Here is a 14,643-nt window from a genome sequence, read left to right on the forward strand (position 1 = left end):
GGATTGAACCGCTTACCTCGTCCTTACCAAGGACGTGCTCTGCCAACTGAGCTACATGGGCGTGGAGCGGGAAACGGGATTCGAACCCGCGACCCTCGGCTTGGAAGGCCGACGCTCTACCGCTGAGCTACTCCCGCATTATTAATAAATTGTTTAAACCATTCAAAAAGTTTGAACAGCTTAAACACTTATAAATGGAGAGGGGAGGATTCGAACCTCCGAAGGCATAAGCCGGCAGATTTACAGTCTGCTCCCTTTGGCCACTCGGGAACCTCTCCACTTGAAAATCAGGAGTCAGAGTATTTTGCCGACTCCCTGTATCTCACCTCTTCTATCTGGAGCCACCAGAGGGATTCGAACCCCCGACCCGCTGATTACAAATCAGCTGCTCTACCTGCTGAGCTATGGTGGCTTTTAAAAACAGAGAGAAAATAAGCAGTCTTTAATAGTTTATGCAACAATATTATAACAAGTCAAGTTTTAAAAAACAAGGTTAAAATTTTCCCGGATATCAGAGTAGGATCAAATCATCCTCTGTCTCAACGCCTCAAATACTATTATACCGGTTGCAACAGAGACATTCAAAGAATTAACCTTTCCAAGCATGGGAATAAATACTATCTCATCACATAGTTTAAGCACCGTCTCTCTTATACCCCTTCCCTCAGAACCCATAATAAGACCAATCTTTCCTCTGAGGTCTACCTGCCACAGATTCTTCTCTGCCTTTATATCTGCACCGATAATTGTGAAACCTTCTTTTTTAAAGGCATTAATTGAATATTTAATATTATTTTCCATAACAATATCCACATATTCATAGGCACCTGCAGAGCTCTTTATCACCTCTGGCGAGATTCCAGCCTGTCTGTATTTCTGAATAACAACTCCATCTGCACCAGCAGCATCAGCAACCCTAAGTATTGCACCGAGGTTTCTTGGATCTTCTATCTCATCAAGGATAATAACAAGTGCTGATTCCCTAGATTCTATCTTTTTTAGAAGATCTCCTGTATCAAGCACTTTCTTCTTCTTCACAAGGGCGGCTACTGATTGATGTCCTTTTTGAAAGCGGACATCAAAAAAGGAGTTCTCGACCCATTTAACAGTAATATTTGCCTTTTTTGAAAGTTCAAGGATCTCTTCAAGACCTTTTTTTCTTGTTTCAGATATATAGAGCTCCTTTACCCTTCTGGCTCTGAGTGCCTCCTTTACAGGATTTAGACCACAGATCATTTCATAGTCTGATCTTCCACTCTGTTTTGTCACGTTTATCCTCTAAAATAATACCTTTTTCTTCGAGCTCCTTTCTTATTGCGTCAGCGGTCTTAAAATCCTTAAGCCTTCTTGCCTCAGCCCTGAGCCTTATCCTTTCATTTATATAGTCCTCTGTAACATCTATTCCCTTCATACGTGCCATGGCTAGATACCACTGTCTCGGGGTTTTCTGGAAGATATTAAGAACATGCCCGATTTCCTTTATCTCCTCAACTGCTTTTTTTATTAGCTCAACTGACTTTCTTCCCTCAGGAGATCTGTCTATGAATCTGTTAAGCTCCTTTATAAATTCAAAAATATGGCCGATAGCAAGGGCTGTATTAAAGTCATCATCCATTGCATCTTTAAAACTATCCTTAAATCTCTTGATTGCCTCTTCAAATTCTGGATAATCCCTATCACTATCTTCCCTCTTAAGCTCAAGAAATTCCTGAACCCTTTCCATGGTATTATAAAATCTCTCAAGGGAATTAACAGCCTCTTTTAAGGAATCCTCTGAAAACTCCACAGGGCTTCTGTAATGGGTTGAGAGAAGAAAGAATCTCAAAACTTCAGGATCATATTTATTCAATACCTCCCTGATTGTAAAGAAATTTCCAAGGGATTTTGACATCTTCTCCTTATCCACTGTAATAAAGCCATTGTGAATCCAGTATTTTGCAAGTGGCTTTCCTGTATAAGCCTCAGACTGGGCTATCTCATTTTCATGATGAGGAAATATCAGGTCTGCACCTCCACCATGGATATCAAAGGTGGCACCGAGATTCTTCATAGACATGGCACTACATTCTATATGCCAGCCTGGCCTTCCAGGACCCCATGGACTCGGCCATGATGGCTCTCCTGGTTTTGATGCTTTCCAGAGCGCAAAATCCATGGGATCCTTCTTTCTCTCATCCACCTCCACACGGGCTCCAGCAAGCATGCTTGAACGATCACGCTTTGAGAGTTTTCCATATTCTGGAAAGGATGACACAGAGAAATAAACATCACCATCAACCACATAGGCATGTCCCTTCTCAATAAGGATTTTAATGACTTCTATCATCTCATTTATATACTCTGTAGCCTTTGGCTCAATATCTGCCCTCTCCACACCGAGGGCATCCATATCTCTGTAAAACTCCTCTGTATATTTTCTTGCTACCTCATCCCAGGGAATGCCCTCCTCCTTTGCCCTCTTTATAATCTTGTCATCAATATCTGTAAAATTTCTTACGAAGGTAACATCATAACCTCTGTACCTGAGATACCTTCTTATAACATCAAACACTACTGCACTCCTTGCATGGCCCACATGGCAGTAATCATAAACAGTGACTCCACAGACATACATCCTCACCTTCTTATCATCAAGGGGAATAAATTCTTCTTTCCTTCCTGTAAGGGTATTGAATACTCTCATCCTGCCTCCTCTGCCTTCAAGTTTTTCAATCCTCCTTTCAAGGTCTGAGAGCTTCTGCTCAAGGAAATGAAACCTCTCCTCAACAGGGTCCGGTATGTGCACGTGGTCAAGCATCTCCACAACACCTTCTTCCATAAATCTCAGTGTCTTTTTCTTGATAACCCTGCCCGGTACACCTACAACTATTGAATGGTCAGGCACAGATTTCAGGACCACAGAATTTGCTCCAATCTTAACATAATCTCCTATTTTTATATTTCCAAGTATCTTTGCACCAGCTCCCACCACCACATGGTTTCCCAGTGTAGGATGTCTCTTGCCTTTTTCCTTTCCCGTTCCACCAAGTGTAACACCCTGATAAAGAAGGCAGTCCTCTCCAATCTCAGCTGTCTCACCTATCACCACTCCCATTCCGTGATCAATAAAAAATCCAGGACCGATCTTTGCACCAGGATGAATCTCTATGCCTGTAAGGAATCTTGCTATTGCAGAAAGTATTCTCGGAATGAGAGGAATCTTTAATTTCCATAGTGCATGGCTTATCCTGTGAATAAATATTGCATGAAATCCTGGATAGGTGAAGATCACCTCCAGGGCATTTCTGGCAGCAGGGTCCCTATCAAATACTGCCCTGAAATCCCTCTTTACTGCGCTCCAGAATCCCATAATTTTTCACACTTCCTGTTTCCTTATGGTGGAAATTTCAATCTCTTTACTGAAGGCCTCTTTTGTTACCTGTTGAGCAGAAAAAAGGAAATCTACTTACCCAAGTTTCTTTCAAAAAGTCTATCCTCGTAATCATCAAGATTAACAGGTCTCTTAAGCATAATACTCAGTTTCATTAATTTAAAGTTCAATTCCCGTATTTTCTTGAGCCTCTTTTCGTCATCATCAATGGTATTTATGAGATCCTTTAAAGAAACTATCTCCTTTTTCAGTTCTAACTCAGGAGGAAGATAGCCTGTGTTTTTCAGAATCCTGTAAGCCATCCTCAGGTCTTCAGGGATGAGTGAGTCATCATCAAGATTGAGAGGTTTTCCTTTATTGGGAAGGTTATCAAAATCACCTCGCTCCATTGCCTCACGGATGCGCTCCTCAGCTATCCTCTTTAAAAAATACATAAAAAATTATAACACAGAGAAGGTTATGATTATCTTTTAGAGGCATCAAGGACAGTTATTCCAACCAGTTCATTTTCTTTATACCTTAAAAGTATTCCATCATCTGTCATTTCTGAATCTGTAGCCTTCTGGGGTCTTTTAAAGCTTATATAAAGCACATCCGCCTCCTCATCATAATCAATCCACATCCTTCTCTGAGGAAATCTTAACAGGGAATGAGTTGCCTTTAAAATCTCTTCTACTGTCTCTTTCTTTAAGGCTTCTGCCATACTATCACCTCTTTCTTAAATTTTATTTTTGAAGTAAAGTAAGCTTAATAATAAAACCATCCTCTTTGTTCAGTTCTTTATAGACTACAGCAAGAAATTTATTTTCCTTCTTTTTTAATGCAATAAGCGCATCCCCATAGCCTCTTATTATAATCTCAGGGTCTTCCACTGTATTCAAAACCTCATCATAATATCCCGAAAGATCATCGTGGTTTTCTACAATATGAAACCACCTTTCCTCAGTAAGTCTTATAGGAACATTGTTAATAGATTTTATTATATCCATCTAAACTCGAATCTCGCCGATAAAAATCTATCAGTCATCTACTGAGCAAACTCAACCTCTTTAAAAAATCCATAAAAAATTATAACATATATGTCATCCTTTAAAATCAGGAGGTAGGAGATGAAAATAAAGGTAAAAAACCCGATTGTCGAGATGGATGGAGACGAGATGGCAAGGGTTATATGGAAGATGATAAAGGAAAATCTGATTCTCCCCTATCTTGATATTGAGCTTAAATATTTTGACCTCGGAATCCTTAGCAGGGATGAAACAGAAGACAGGATTACGGCGGAGGCTGCAGAGGCGATAAAGCTCTACGGTGTTGGTGTAAAATGTGCCACAATAACACCAAATGCAGATCGGGTTAAAGAATTCAATCTTAAAAAGGCATGGCCCAGTCCGAATGCCACAATAAGGGCAATACTTGATGGAACGGTCTTCAGAAAACCAATTACAGTTAAAAACATCCCTCCCCTGGTGAAAACATGGAAAAGACCCATAATTATTGGAAGGCATGCCTACGGAGACATATATAAATCAGCAGAGTCATTCATAGAAAAAAGCGCAAAGGTTGAATTAAAAATCTCCTATGATGACGGCTCAGAAGAGAGCATACCTGTCCACAGATTCAGTGGCTCTGGAATTGTCATGGCAATTCACAACACAGACAGCTCAATAAGGAGTTTTGCAAGAGCCTGCATAAACTATGCAATTGACCAGAAGGTTGACATATGGTTTGGGGCAAAGGACACCATTTCAAAAACCTATCATGGAAGGTTCAGGGACATTTTCAGTGAAGAGATAGATGCAAGAAAAACAGAACTTGAAGAGGCTGGCATTCATTATCGCTACATGCTTATTGATGACGCAGTTGCTCAGGTCCTTAAATCAGAAGGCGGGATACTCTGGGCATGCATGAATTATGATGGAGATGTGATGAGCGACATGATTGCCACAGGTTTTGGAAGCCTTGGCATGATGACCTCAGTGCTCGTAAGCCCTGATGGAAAATTTGAATACGAGGCTGCCCATGGCACAGTTGTCAGACATTACAGACAGTATCTTAAAGGAGAACCGACATCAACAAATCCTGTAGCATCCATATTTGCCTGGTCAGGAGCTCTAAGAAAAAGAGGAGAACTTGATAAAACAGATGAACTAATTAAATTTGCAGAGGCTCTTGAAAAGGCAGTAACCAATACCATAGAGTCAGGCGTAATGACAAAAGACCTCATAACACTTGCAGAACCAAAGGTTGAAAGATACGCCCTCACAGAGGAATTTATCGATGCCGTAAAGAAAGAACTGGATAAAAGCCTTTTTTCCACCTCGCAGGTGTAAAAATTTTATTCCAGGCAGAGGGATTTTATTTTTGATATCTCTCTCTGATAGTCGATCCTTGATAATACAAATTTTCTGTATTGTTCTTTTTCTATATGCAGATAATCGCTGAAATCACATATCCTTTTATTATAAGGTATAAGGTCAATAAATTCTCTGTAAGAAGAAAATTTCCAATCCTCGGGTTTCTGAACTAGATCATCACTCGTAGGATTTAAGTGAATATATCTTGTTAAATGATATAATTGTTCATCAGTGTTAACCAGAACCTTTTTGAATCTGCTCTAAAGAGGGGACCTTTACGCCCGTATCTTGTGTTGAAGTACCTTGTATAACTGTTTAAAATCCTGGCAATGTAGAAAGAAATTCCCTTCTTCTTTTCCTCGCTTAATATTAAGTGAAGATGGGTGGGCATAAGACAGTAGGCTATTATTTTGACCAGGGGATTCCGTGAAATGGAGTACTTCGTAAAAAATCTATCCTTATTTTTTGACGCATGAAAGAGAGAATACTTAGCAGGCGGATTTTCTATCCTGTAAAAATTCAGAAGTTCTCTCATCCTTTCATAATCAGCAGCGGTTCTAAAAATCCTGTATCCCTCAATACTCTTCGTAAATACATGATAGATTGTGCTCATGTTGTTTTTACCTGTTGCGTCTGCTTTTCCCGCCGTCGCCATTTTTTACACCTGCGAGGTGGAAATTTTCGGCATAAAAAAGCGGCGGGCTTAAGCCCGCCGCTACTTGTTTTAATATCTTTTTAGATATTAGAAGCTGAGGACTATACCGTGCCTGAATGCCCAGGCATCATCAGCATTGTTACCCCAGGCATCTCCTGCAATGAGATAACCGCCCTCTATAAAGTACCTGAGGTTCTTGTCAAGCTGATAGCTGATCTTCGGGTCAATTTCAATACCTATATCACTGTCATTACCTGGACCGAAGTCCTCAATAGCCCTGAGCCAGTAGAGGTCAAGGGATGCCGTAAGATTAGGTATAGGCTTTGCTGATGCACCGAGCTTCACATACATTGTATTGCAGAGACCACCGCTTAAATCTCCACAGGCATTTATGGTGCTATATTCGTAGACATAAGTGAAGTGAACATCTGCACCAAGAGAGGTCAAGAAATTATTGATCTCATCATCAGTCGGGTCGTCATCACCACTACCATAGGCAAACTCAAGTGTAAGTGTAAGGGGGTCAACCTTTATGTCTGCACCTGCAAGGAATGCCCAGCCAGTAATGTCATATTCGGTAGCTCCTTCATCTATTGTTCCGAGCTGTTTTTCTATATCTGCCCTGAGTGTAATCATATCAAGGTTGAATGTTCCCCTTAAACCAATATTCCAGATGTGAGCATAGTGATTTGTGTTATTATTATATGCCCTGTCATCCACATAGGTTACATCACCGCTAATTGAGCCATTAGGAAGCTTGTAACCAAAGAGTACACCATAGGCATCTGCATCATCAGAAATTCCATTGTCACCCTCGTTGAACTTAATTGTGTGTAATCCGATATTAAGCTCCTTTGTAGGGTCCATGGAGATAAATATTGCATCATCACCGAATTTTGTGTGGTCAAAGAAGAGCTTGTTTCCAAGTGCAAGTGGCATATGACCTATCTTTATGCTTGCAGGAATGCCGAGAAGTCCTGTTCCCTTGTGCTCTATCCATGCCTGAAGAATATTGAACTGACCACGCTTAGAATTACCTTTGGTAAATGCGCCTCTTGCACCATCACCACCTGCACCCCAGGTATAATTGTCGGATGTAGGACCGTTCCCTGCCTCAACCTGGATAAAGCCCTTTGTATTTGGTGTTACCTGGGCATCAACAGAGAGCCTTATCCTGCCATCATAGTAAGAAGCATCTTCATCCCTGCTATTACCAACAGCTGTACCTGGGTCTGGTCCATCAAGATGCATATCGCTGTTAAAATCAACCTCTCTGATCTCACCCCTTGCCCTGATCTCACCACCAAGGGTTATCTGGGTTGTGCCTTTTGCAATGACAGCCTGTGTGTCTGCTGGTATTTCAGCTACAACTGCAAAAGCCATTGTACTTAGTCCAAGGACAAATATTAAACCTGCAACTAATGCTAAAAACTTTTTCACCTACGCCTCCTTAAAAGCCTCAGTGAATCTTCCTGCCAAAGGCAGGTTAAAAATTTCTTAACTCATTAATCCTGAATCTCAATAATTTATCACACTTTTTTTATCTCTGCCTCTCACCTCCCTTTCACACGAGATACACCCTCTTATGAGGGAATTATAATGAAAAACAATTGTTATGTCAAGCTTATCTCAAGCCTTTTTAATGTTTAAACCAGAGGGTCAAGATTATTGTTATCCAACCAGCCAGAAGAAGACCAATAATCCATCTGAATCTGCTGTCAAACTCCTTCCTTAACTCCTTTATCTCTGACCTTAAACTGCTCTCTACCTTCTGTATCTCTAACCTTAAATCGCTCTCTACCTTCTTTATCTCTGACCTTAAACCATTATCTACCTTCTCTATCTCTGACTTTAAACTTCCTTCTGAACTATAGATGGCATTACGAACTACCTCAAGAACCTCCTCTACTTTGTCTATCCTTTTGTGAATCTGGTCAAGTTCCCTTACAACAAAGTATAAGGCATCTATCCTTTGAATCTCGGGTTTTTCTTCCTTCTGCGTCTCTTCCATCACTGCCTTCCTACTACAAGCTTCTCTATAAGACCTTTGAGAAAATTGAGCTCATCCCGCTGAGTCTCAAGACTCTGCTTCACTACCTTCACCTCATGACCTAAAAACCATAGATTCCTTATTACAAAACCTATCAGTATAAGGGCTATCCCTATAAAGGTGCCAAAAAGCCAAAACATCGTCTCCCTAAGGTCATCTATGCGATTGTTAAGGCTGTCTTTTGTCTCTTCAAGAAGTTTTATCACCATCTGGATGTCTTCCTTCGTGGCATAATCACGCTGCTGAGAACCTGCTGAAAAAGGTAAAAATAAAAAACTCAGAAAAAGGATTATGCCTACTAACCTACCCATCACTGCCTTCCTACTACAAGCTTCTCTATAAGACCTTTGAGAAAATTGAGCTCATCCCGCTGAGTCTCAAGACTCTGCTTCACTACCTTCACCTCATGACCTAAAAACCATAGATTCCTTATTACAAAACCTATCAGTATAAGGGCTATCCCTATAAAGGTGCCAAAAAGCCAAAACATCGTCTCCCTAAGGTCATCTATGCGATTGTTTGTGTCATCTATGCGATTGTTGATCTGCTCATTAAGAACCCTCATATCCTCTCTTAATGCCTTTATATTTTCTCGCATCTCTTCCCTGAGACGCCTTATATCTTCCTTTGTTACTGGCTCTGAATAAATATAAGAAGGTAAAAAGAAACACAGAAGAATGGCGCAAACAGGTTTTAATAAAATTACTCTTTTAATCATAAAAATTTATATCACAGCTACAGTAAAGGTGTCAAGAAAAATTTTGTTAAATTTTTGTAAAAATTTGTTTACACAATTGTGTTAAAATTCATTATGAAACTTCTTCACAGGCTTATTTACAGGGAGATATTTTTTCATCTCCTGATCGGAATCCTCGCAATTAATACCATCATAATGGTTGAAAAACTCATAAGGGTATCAAAGGTGCTATCAGGTATTGCAGGACCTTCTGACATGGCAAGAATCATCCTGCTCATACAGCCACAGATGCTTGTTATAACAATTCCGGTTGCCTTTCTTATAGCTATACTGCTTGTCTTTGGAAGGATGAATATGGACAATGAGTTAATTGCAGCTGCTTCCTCAGGTATAAGCCTCAGGGAAATATCCCTGCCTGTGCTTAAAACAGGGGTCCTTCTTCTTGTATTCACGCTCTTTGTAAGCACCACTTTAGCACCTCTGGGAAACAGGAGATTAAGAATGGAGATAAACAGTCTTCTTAAAAAGGGAATATCAAAAAAGATCGAGGAAAAGACCTTCACTGACCTGGGAGAGATGGTCATATATACGGATAAAAGGAATGGAAAACTTCTTGAGGATGTTTTTATTTATTTAAAGAATAAGAATGGTGTGCTTACAGCAAAAAGGGCATTTATAAGAACAGAGGGTACAAATGTACTTATGGAGCTTTATGATGGTCTTATAAGTATCGTGAGAGACAGTAAGAAGACTGATATTTACTTCGGTAAATACACACTCTCAGGCATTTTTTCTATCAGGGGACTCTCAAAAAAACCCGGTGAGCTCATGCCCCATCAGCTCCTTGAGGAGGCAGGAAAGGCTGAAAAGAAGAAGTCTCTATCCTATATGAGCGAATTTTACAGGAGGTTTACCTATCCTTTTTTTAATATACTTATTGCTCTTACTGGACCGGGGCTCAGTCTTCTTGCAGGCAGGACAGGAAGATTCGGCGGTCTGGCTATCGGGCTGTTATTCTTTGTTGTCTATTACATGCTTACAGTATATTCTGAAGGTCTGGTAGAGGCGGGGAAATTGAGCCCCTTAGGTGGCAGCCTATTGCCTGTTGTTGCAGGTCTTGTTACGGGAATAGTAGTTTACATGAGGAGTCTCAAAAGGTGAAAATTGTTGAACGTTATCTCCTGAATTCTTTTTTAAAGGTTTTTTTAATACTTCTTTCCTCTGTAACTTTACTTGCAGGAGTTATAGAACTCCTTGAAAGGTATCCTGATATATCAGAGCATGAGCCTCCTTTCTCTAAGGTAGCAATCTATATTCTATCAAGCCTGCCAGCCTACGGTGGTTATCTCCTTCCAATGGTTTCTTTTCTTTCAATTATATACAGCCTGGGCATCGCATCAAAACACAGAGAGATAGTGGTTATTCAGGCTTCGGGTGGAAGATTGAAGGAGGTCTTTAAACCCCTTGTTATAGGAGGCATTATAATTACTCTTTTAAGTGGTGTTTTTACAAATATCGTTATGCCATGGTCTAAAAAACTCTCGAGACTAACTCTTGAAGATATTACCGGACAACCTCATAGGAAGGGGATGCTTGAGACATCTCAGGGAATATGGTTTCGTTCAGAAGATAAGATAATAAGGATAGGGATTTATGAACCCCAGAGATCAGAGGCAATGGATATAGGTATATATGAGTTTAAAGATGGCTCTCTTATAAGCAGGATTGAGGCAGAAAAGGGAATCCTCAGGGAAAAGGAATGGAATCTAAAAAATGTCAGGGTCTATAACTGGAGAGAACCAGAGGGGTCACGCTATTATGAGAATTTTAAATTCTACACATCAAGATATGCCCTGAGACTTCTTAAGACAGAGATATCTCCAGAGGAGATGGATTCATCAAGGCTCTGGAAGTACATAAGGGCACTGAAAAAATCTGGACTCAGGAATGTGAAAGTGGTTGCAGATCTTAATCTCAGGCTGAGCCTTCCTTTTGCATGTCTTGCAATGCTTCTTACTGGTATGTATATCGGTTCAAGCAGGAGCATTTCAGGACTTGTGGGTGCAGGTATAGGTATAGTTATAAGTATATTTTTCTGGTTCAGCACAACCTTTATGCTAAGTCTGGGTTATTCAGGGGTGCTACCAGCATGGCTTGCACCATGGATAATACCACTTCTTAGCACATGCACCGGTATTTATCTTTATAGCAGGATTAAATAGTTACCTTCGGAGCTCTGTAAGAATGTGGATTATCTGGTCAAGGGAGTGGATTGATCCATCCTTGAGGGATTTATAGTCCTCCTTGTGCTCTAGTGATAGCCTGTCAAGACGATCATAAAGCTGGTCTAAACGGGAATTGAGGGACCTTTGATCATCTTTAAGAGCATTCATATCTCTTTTGTCTTTCATTAACTACTTAATAAACAATTTCAAGGGTTACTTTCTTTACTATCTAATTGACTTATTTTTTCATCATGCCTCGGATATTTTTCAGAACCCTTGAATTCTTTCATTATCTCCACTCCTGCTGATGTGCCCAGCCTTGCAGCACCTGCATTGATAAGCTCCAGTGCCTGCTTCAGAGTCCTTATACCGCCTGATGCCTTTATTTTAAGAGAATCACCAGCTATCTGCCTTATTATCCTCAGGTCATCAAGTATCACACCCCTTGAGGTAAAGCCTGTGGAGGTTTTTATGAATTCTGCTCCTGTCTTAAGAACAATCTCTGTTGCCTTTCTTATCTGGTCTTCACTGAGAAGCCCTGTTTCTATGATTATCTTGCGGATTATACCCTCAGTAGCAATGATAATATCCCTTAATTCTCTGAGAAGTCTGTTCCATTCACCTGACATCGCAAGACCTATGTTCATAACTATATCAAGCTCATCTGCTCCACTGAGCACTGCATCCATTGCCTCATAAAGCTTTGCCTCCTTGGTACTTGCACCAAGGGGAAAGCCTATAACTGTGCATACCTTTACATTACTTTCTTTAAGGAATTCCTTTGCAAGGGATACATAGCAGGGATTTATACAGACAGCATAGAAGTTGTAATGCCCTGCCTCTTTGCAGATTCTTTCAATATCCTGAATAGTTGCCTCTGGTTTAAGGAGGCTGTGGTCAATATACGAATTGAGAGGTATCATCTCATCTGCCTCGCCTCTTTTAAACCCTCTTTAATAATCATAAAAAAGATAATGGTGAATCCAAGAAGGATTCCAAAGACATCAGCAATCCGCTTCCAGATTAGTATAAAGAGTAGGGCAAAGAGACCGATAAGTCTGAAGGTACTGAATATTATATACCTTCCAGTAATCCTCTGTCCCCCTGTTATAGATGAGACATTCTTAACTATTGCCCTGAGATTGAGGATACCGGCAAGACTTCCCACAAAAACTCCAAGGGAAAATTTAAGATTTCCTGCAAGGATTGCTGAAAGAACAATAGCAATTAGGGTTAGCAAAATGGATTGTTTCACTATCCTTTTAAAAAGCTCCATACTTTGCTCCTGAGGTCATACTATTTCCTCACAAATCTGAACAATTCCCTGAAACCGGCTATTAGTCCAAAGACAAGAAATATCCACTTCAGAAAATCTGTTCCAAGCAGACTATCAAGACCGTATCCTATTGCAAAGCCTATGAAGGTAGCAAAGACAAGCTGAAGCCCTACTGCCGAGGCAATAAGAAGCTGTTTAAGCGGTGAACCTTCATTCTTTTTTTCAGACATAATCCTCCTTTATCTTATCATATGCTGCGGAACTTTTCGCCAGAAAGCACCAGAAATATGAAAAAGCTCACTTTATTATAGTCCGGCAAGCTCCTCATACTCTGCCTCAAGGAATTCCTTAAGCAGAGCAGGTGTCTCTCTGTAAAAACCTGTTTCTGCGCTGGATATAACCCTTTCACAATACTGAGGAATCCAGCTAATGATGTGTTCTTCAAAAAACCTTCTGAATATATCCTGAAGGTCATTCTCCACTAAATAACTAACAAATATAAGTTCCACTGAAAGGTGGTCTGGAGGAAGGGCTAGCTCTTCATCCAGCATAACTCCTGTTGAGTGGTAAATTGTCTCCACTTCTACGGGGATATTTTCTATGGCTTGATGATGAATGGATTCAATTGGAACAAGATCTTTATTAAGAACAAAGAGATGGAAGAAATCCCTCCTTATCTCATCTAAAGGTTCATCAAATTTAAGACCAAAAACATCTTTTATATGAAGGATAAAATCATCAGAAGGTTCATGAAGAAAAAGCCCGGCAAAGAGTCTGTAAAGTTCTGCCCTTTCATATTTTTCAAAAATATCGAGGGAAACCATAGATTATTTTACATTTTTATATAATCTGATGGAACAGGGATGACAAAAGGCTTTCTGGTGAGAGGTTTTTCCTTTACGATTACCACTGTCCTGACATCTTCTATAGCCATATCCTGAAGTGAGGTCCCTGAACTCAAGGAATGAGTTCACCGTCTTATACTAATGAGTATACAACAGTTCAAAACATTCAGTTTAAACTGCTCGGGACAGTGAACTTATTGCTTTCGTTCCCTAAGGGCTGCGGCTGGAGATTTTGACTCCGCTGCACTGTCGACTGACCTGACAATTTTAAAGTTATGATTAATGACTCTCTTTAAATTCAAAAACAGGGAATATCCTTGAAAGAATCCAGAAAAGAACAAAAGGCATTACGAGCACAATGAGCATTCCAAAAAAACCTTCCTTGAAGGTCTCGATATTATGAGGGATAATGGGTAAATGATAATGCATGTATCCAGAAAAGGAAAGCGAAAAGGACTGTCCTCCAATAACTACATTCCATCTCATCATGAACACACCAAAGAGGACAAGTAAAAGGGTAATTACTGCCCTTCTGATTGTAAGCCCGGGAATTAAAAGTAATATAAAGGGAATAAGATTTCCAACTGTATATTGAAGAATAAATATATTTACAAAGTCCTTTCCGTATATTACGGTTCTCAGGACATCCCAGGATTTAACAGCAGTATAACCCCTGAAGACAAGGTCAAGAAGCTCAAGGCTTATTGCAAATATCATGAAGAATATTAGGTATTTTGAGGTCATCCTTATCTCATTTAGCTCAACTCCTCTAATCTCCTCTCTCAGGTGATAGGGGATACCTGGTCTTGATGCCCTTAATTTTCTAATCTCCATTGTTATTATATAGGTAAGCATACAGAGTGCTATGCCAGAGACTACTGCAGACATAATGAATATAACAGGCATGAGAGGAGTCATCCACAGGGCATTTGCCTTTACAGAGCCAAATATAAATCCTGCATAACCATGAAGAAAACAGGCAACAGGTATGCCTATACCAGAAAGTATCTTAATAGCCCTGTGGTCTCTCTGAAGTGCTTTTTCACTGATATCATAGGAACCCAGAGTAAGGATGGTGGCAACAAGGTACTTTATGGTTTCTGGTAGGGTTCTATCCATTTTATTTTTTAGTCTGAGGGAGGTCTCAACAAAGTGCTTTCTGTATATAAAC

The 14,643-nt window shown here is 40.1% G+C and carries 19 protein-coding genes, 3 tRNA genes and 1 pseudogene; 3 read left to right on the forward strand and 20 right to left on the reverse strand.

The window, feature by feature from the left end; translation table 11 throughout:
* Nucleotides 1-62: 62 nt before the first annotated feature.
* The 9 genes and pseudogenes from N2257_08405 to N2257_08445 form a co-directional block, all read right to left on the reverse strand.
* Nucleotides 63-137: transfer RNA gene (locus tag N2257_08405), tRNA-Gly, on the reverse strand.
* A 58-nt stretch (nt 138-195) separates the two neighbouring features.
* A tRNA-Tyr gene (locus N2257_08410) sits at nt 196-278 on the reverse strand.
* Between the two features lie 58 nt (nt 279-336).
* A tRNA-Thr gene (locus tag N2257_08415) sits at nt 337-412 on the reverse strand.
* A 110-nt stretch (nt 413-522) separates the two neighbouring features.
* On the reverse strand, nt 523-1,269 hold the full coding sequence (gene rlmB / locus N2257_08420; protein ID MCX7794406.1) for a 23S rRNA (guanosine(2251)-2'-O)-methyltransferase RlmB: 747 nt from the start codon (nt 1,267-1,269) through the stop codon (nt 523-525).
* A complete protein-coding gene (cysS, locus tag N2257_08425) occupies nt 1,238-2,683 on the reverse strand; it encodes a cysteine--tRNA ligase (GenBank protein MCX7794407.1) in 1,446 nt (481 codons plus the stop codon). Before cysS ends, rlmB begins: the two co-directional genes overlap by 32 nt.
* A gap of 21 nt (nt 2,684-2,704) precedes the next feature.
* A pseudogene (gene cysE / locus N2257_08430) lies at nt 2,705-3,349 on the reverse strand (serine O-acetyltransferase).
* 92 nt (nt 3,350-3,441) lie between these two features.
* Nucleotides 3,442-3,804, reverse strand: a complete 363-nt coding sequence (locus N2257_08435) for a DUF1992 domain-containing protein (protein ID MCX7794408.1) — start codon at nt 3,802-3,804, stop codon at nt 3,442-3,444.
* 29 nt (nt 3,805-3,833) lie between these two features.
* A complete protein-coding gene (locus N2257_08440) occupies nt 3,834-4,073 on the reverse strand; it encodes a DUF2283 domain-containing protein (GenBank protein ID MCX7794409.1) in 240 nt (79 codons plus the stop codon).
* Nucleotides 4,074-4,095: 22 nt separating this feature from the next.
* Nucleotides 4,096-4,359: a hypothetical protein gene (locus N2257_08445; protein ID MCX7794410.1), complete on the reverse strand. Its 264-nt coding sequence runs from the start codon at nt 4,357-4,359 to the stop codon at nt 4,096-4,098.
* Between the two features lie 120 nt (nt 4,360-4,479).
* Between N2257_08445 and N2257_08450 the strand changes: the two genes are divergently transcribed.
* Complete coding sequence (locus tag N2257_08450) at nt 4,480-5,700, forward strand: NADP-dependent isocitrate dehydrogenase (GenBank protein MCX7794411.1); 1,221 nt, start codon at nt 4,480-4,482, stop codon at nt 5,698-5,700.
* A 232-nt stretch (nt 5,701-5,932) separates the two neighbouring features.
* Here N2257_08450 and N2257_08455 read toward each other — a convergent pair whose 3' ends face one another.
* From N2257_08455 to N2257_08475, 5 genes are all read right to left on the reverse strand, one after another.
* On the reverse strand, nt 5,933-6,379 hold the full coding sequence (locus N2257_08455) for a transposase (GenBank protein ID MCX7794412.1): 447 nt from the start codon (nt 6,377-6,379) through the stop codon (nt 5,933-5,935).
* 87 nt (nt 6,380-6,466) lie between these two features.
* Nucleotides 6,467-7,819: an alginate export family protein gene (locus N2257_08460; GenBank protein MCX7794413.1), complete on the reverse strand. Its 1,353-nt coding sequence runs from the start codon at nt 7,817-7,819 to the stop codon at nt 6,467-6,469.
* Between the two features lie 199 nt (nt 7,820-8,018).
* Nucleotides 8,019-8,390: a prominin family protein gene (locus N2257_08465; GenBank protein ID MCX7794414.1), complete on the reverse strand. Its 372-nt coding sequence runs from the start codon at nt 8,388-8,390 to the stop codon at nt 8,019-8,021.
* On the reverse strand, nt 8,390-8,740 hold the full coding sequence (locus tag N2257_08470) for a hypothetical protein (protein MCX7794415.1): 351 nt from the start codon (nt 8,738-8,740) through the stop codon (nt 8,390-8,392). The genes N2257_08465 and N2257_08470 overlap by 1 nt, the downstream gene beginning before the upstream one ends.
* Entirely contained in the window at nt 8,740-9,147 is a 408-nt protein-coding gene (locus N2257_08475) for a CCDC90 family protein (protein MCX7794416.1), read from the reverse strand. Before N2257_08475 ends, N2257_08470 begins: the two co-directional genes overlap by 1 nt.
* Before the next feature lie 93 nt (nt 9,148-9,240).
* Here N2257_08475 and N2257_08480 point away from each other — a divergent pair, with 93 nt between their 5' ends.
* Both N2257_08480 and N2257_08485 read left to right on the forward strand, forming a co-directional pair.
* Nucleotides 9,241-10,287: an LptF/LptG family permease gene (locus N2257_08480; protein MCX7794417.1), complete on the forward strand. Its 1,047-nt coding sequence runs from the start codon at nt 9,241-9,243 to the stop codon at nt 10,285-10,287.
* Entirely contained in the window at nt 10,284-11,348 is a 1,065-nt protein-coding gene (locus N2257_08485) for an LptF/LptG family permease (protein ID MCX7794418.1), read from the forward strand. The genes N2257_08480 and N2257_08485 overlap by 4 nt, the downstream gene beginning before the upstream one ends.
* Here N2257_08485 and N2257_08490 read toward each other — a convergent pair whose 3' ends face one another.
* The 6 genes from N2257_08490 to nrfD form a co-directional block, all read right to left on the reverse strand.
* Nucleotides 11,349-11,537, reverse strand: coding sequence for a hypothetical protein (locus N2257_08490; protein MCX7794419.1), 189 nt, complete (start codon nt 11,535-11,537; stop codon nt 11,349-11,351).
* A gap of 20 nt (nt 11,538-11,557) precedes the next feature.
* Nucleotides 11,558-12,274 (reverse strand): deoxyribose-phosphate aldolase, encoded by a 717-nt coding sequence (gene deoC / locus N2257_08495; GenBank protein ID MCX7794420.1) that lies wholly within the window; start codon nt 12,272-12,274, stop codon nt 11,558-11,560.
* Nucleotides 12,271-12,627 carry a hypothetical protein gene (locus N2257_08500; protein ID MCX7794421.1) on the reverse strand — a complete coding sequence of 119 codons (357 nt, stop codon included), beginning with the start codon at nt 12,625-12,627 and terminating at the stop codon, nt 12,271-12,273. Before N2257_08500 ends, deoC begins: the two co-directional genes overlap by 4 nt.
* A 20-nt stretch (nt 12,628-12,647) precedes the next feature.
* Nucleotides 12,648-12,857, reverse strand: a complete 210-nt coding sequence (locus N2257_08505; GenBank protein MCX7794422.1) for an AtpZ/AtpI family protein — start codon at nt 12,855-12,857, stop codon at nt 12,648-12,650.
* A 75-nt stretch (nt 12,858-12,932) separates the two neighbouring features.
* The gene (locus N2257_08510) at nt 12,933-13,451 is read right to left on the reverse strand and encodes a molecular chaperone TorD family protein (GenBank protein MCX7794423.1); all 519 of its coding nucleotides are present in this window, start codon (nt 13,449-13,451) and stop codon (nt 12,933-12,935) included.
* Nucleotides 13,452-13,751: 300 nt separating this feature from the next.
* On the reverse strand, nt 13,752-14,643 hold an 892-nt coding region (nrfD, locus tag N2257_08515; protein ID MCX7794424.1), incomplete at its 5' end, for a polysulfide reductase NrfD.

The organism is Thermodesulfovibrionales bacterium (assembly GCA_026417875.1).
In the GTDB taxonomy this organism is placed as follows: Bacteria; Nitrospirota; Thermodesulfovibrionia; order Thermodesulfovibrionales; family CALJEL01; genus CALJEL01.

Coding starts and splice junctions, on each gene's coding strand:
- cysS (MCX7794407.1), bottom strand. CDS start 2,683: ATGAGAGTATTCAATACCCTTACAGGAAGGAAAGAAGAATTTATTCCC.
- N2257_08435 (MCX7794408.1), bottom strand. CDS start 3,804: ATGTATTTTTTAAAGAGGATAGCTGAGGAGCGCATCCGTGAGGCAATG.
- N2257_08440 (MCX7794409.1), bottom strand. CDS start 4,073: ATGGCAGAAGCCTTAAAGAAAGAGACAGTAGAAGAGATTTTAAAGGCA.
- N2257_08445 (MCX7794410.1), bottom strand. CDS start 4,359: ATGGATATAATAAAATCTATTAACAATGTTCCTATAAGACTTACTGAG.
- N2257_08450 (MCX7794411.1), top strand. CDS start 4,480: ATGAAAATAAAGGTAAAAAACCCGATTGTCGAGATGGATGGAGACGAG.
- N2257_08455 (MCX7794412.1), bottom strand. CDS start 6,379: ATGGCGACGGCGGGAAAAGCAGACGCAACAGGTAAAAACAACATGAGC.
- N2257_08465 (MCX7794414.1), bottom strand. CDS start 8,390: ATGGAAGAGACGCAGAAGGAAGAAAAACCCGAGATTCAAAGGATAGAT.
- N2257_08470 (MCX7794415.1), bottom strand. CDS start 8,740: ATGGGTAGGTTAGTAGGCATAATCCTTTTTCTGAGTTTTTTATTTTTA.
- N2257_08475 (MCX7794416.1), bottom strand. CDS start 9,147: ATGATTAAAAGAGTAATTTTATTAAAACCTGTTTGCGCCATTCTTCTG.
- N2257_08480 (MCX7794417.1), top strand. CDS start 9,241: ATGAAACTTCTTCACAGGCTTATTTACAGGGAGATATTTTTTCATCTC.
- N2257_08490 (MCX7794419.1), bottom strand. CDS start 11,537: ATGAAAGACAAAAGAGATATGAATGCTCTTAAAGATGATCAAAGGTCC.
- deoC (MCX7794420.1), bottom strand. CDS start 12,274: ATGATACCTCTCAATTCGTATATTGACCACAGCCTCCTTAAACCAGAG.
- N2257_08500 (MCX7794421.1), bottom strand. CDS start 12,627: ATGGAGCTTTTTAAAAGGATAGTGAAACAATCCATTTTGCTAACCCTA.
- N2257_08505 (MCX7794422.1), bottom strand. CDS start 12,857: ATGTCTGAAAAAAAGAATGAAGGTTCACCGCTTAAACAGCTTCTTATT.
- N2257_08510 (MCX7794423.1), bottom strand. CDS start 13,451: ATGGTTTCCCTCGATATTTTTGAAAAATATGAAAGGGCAGAACTTTAC.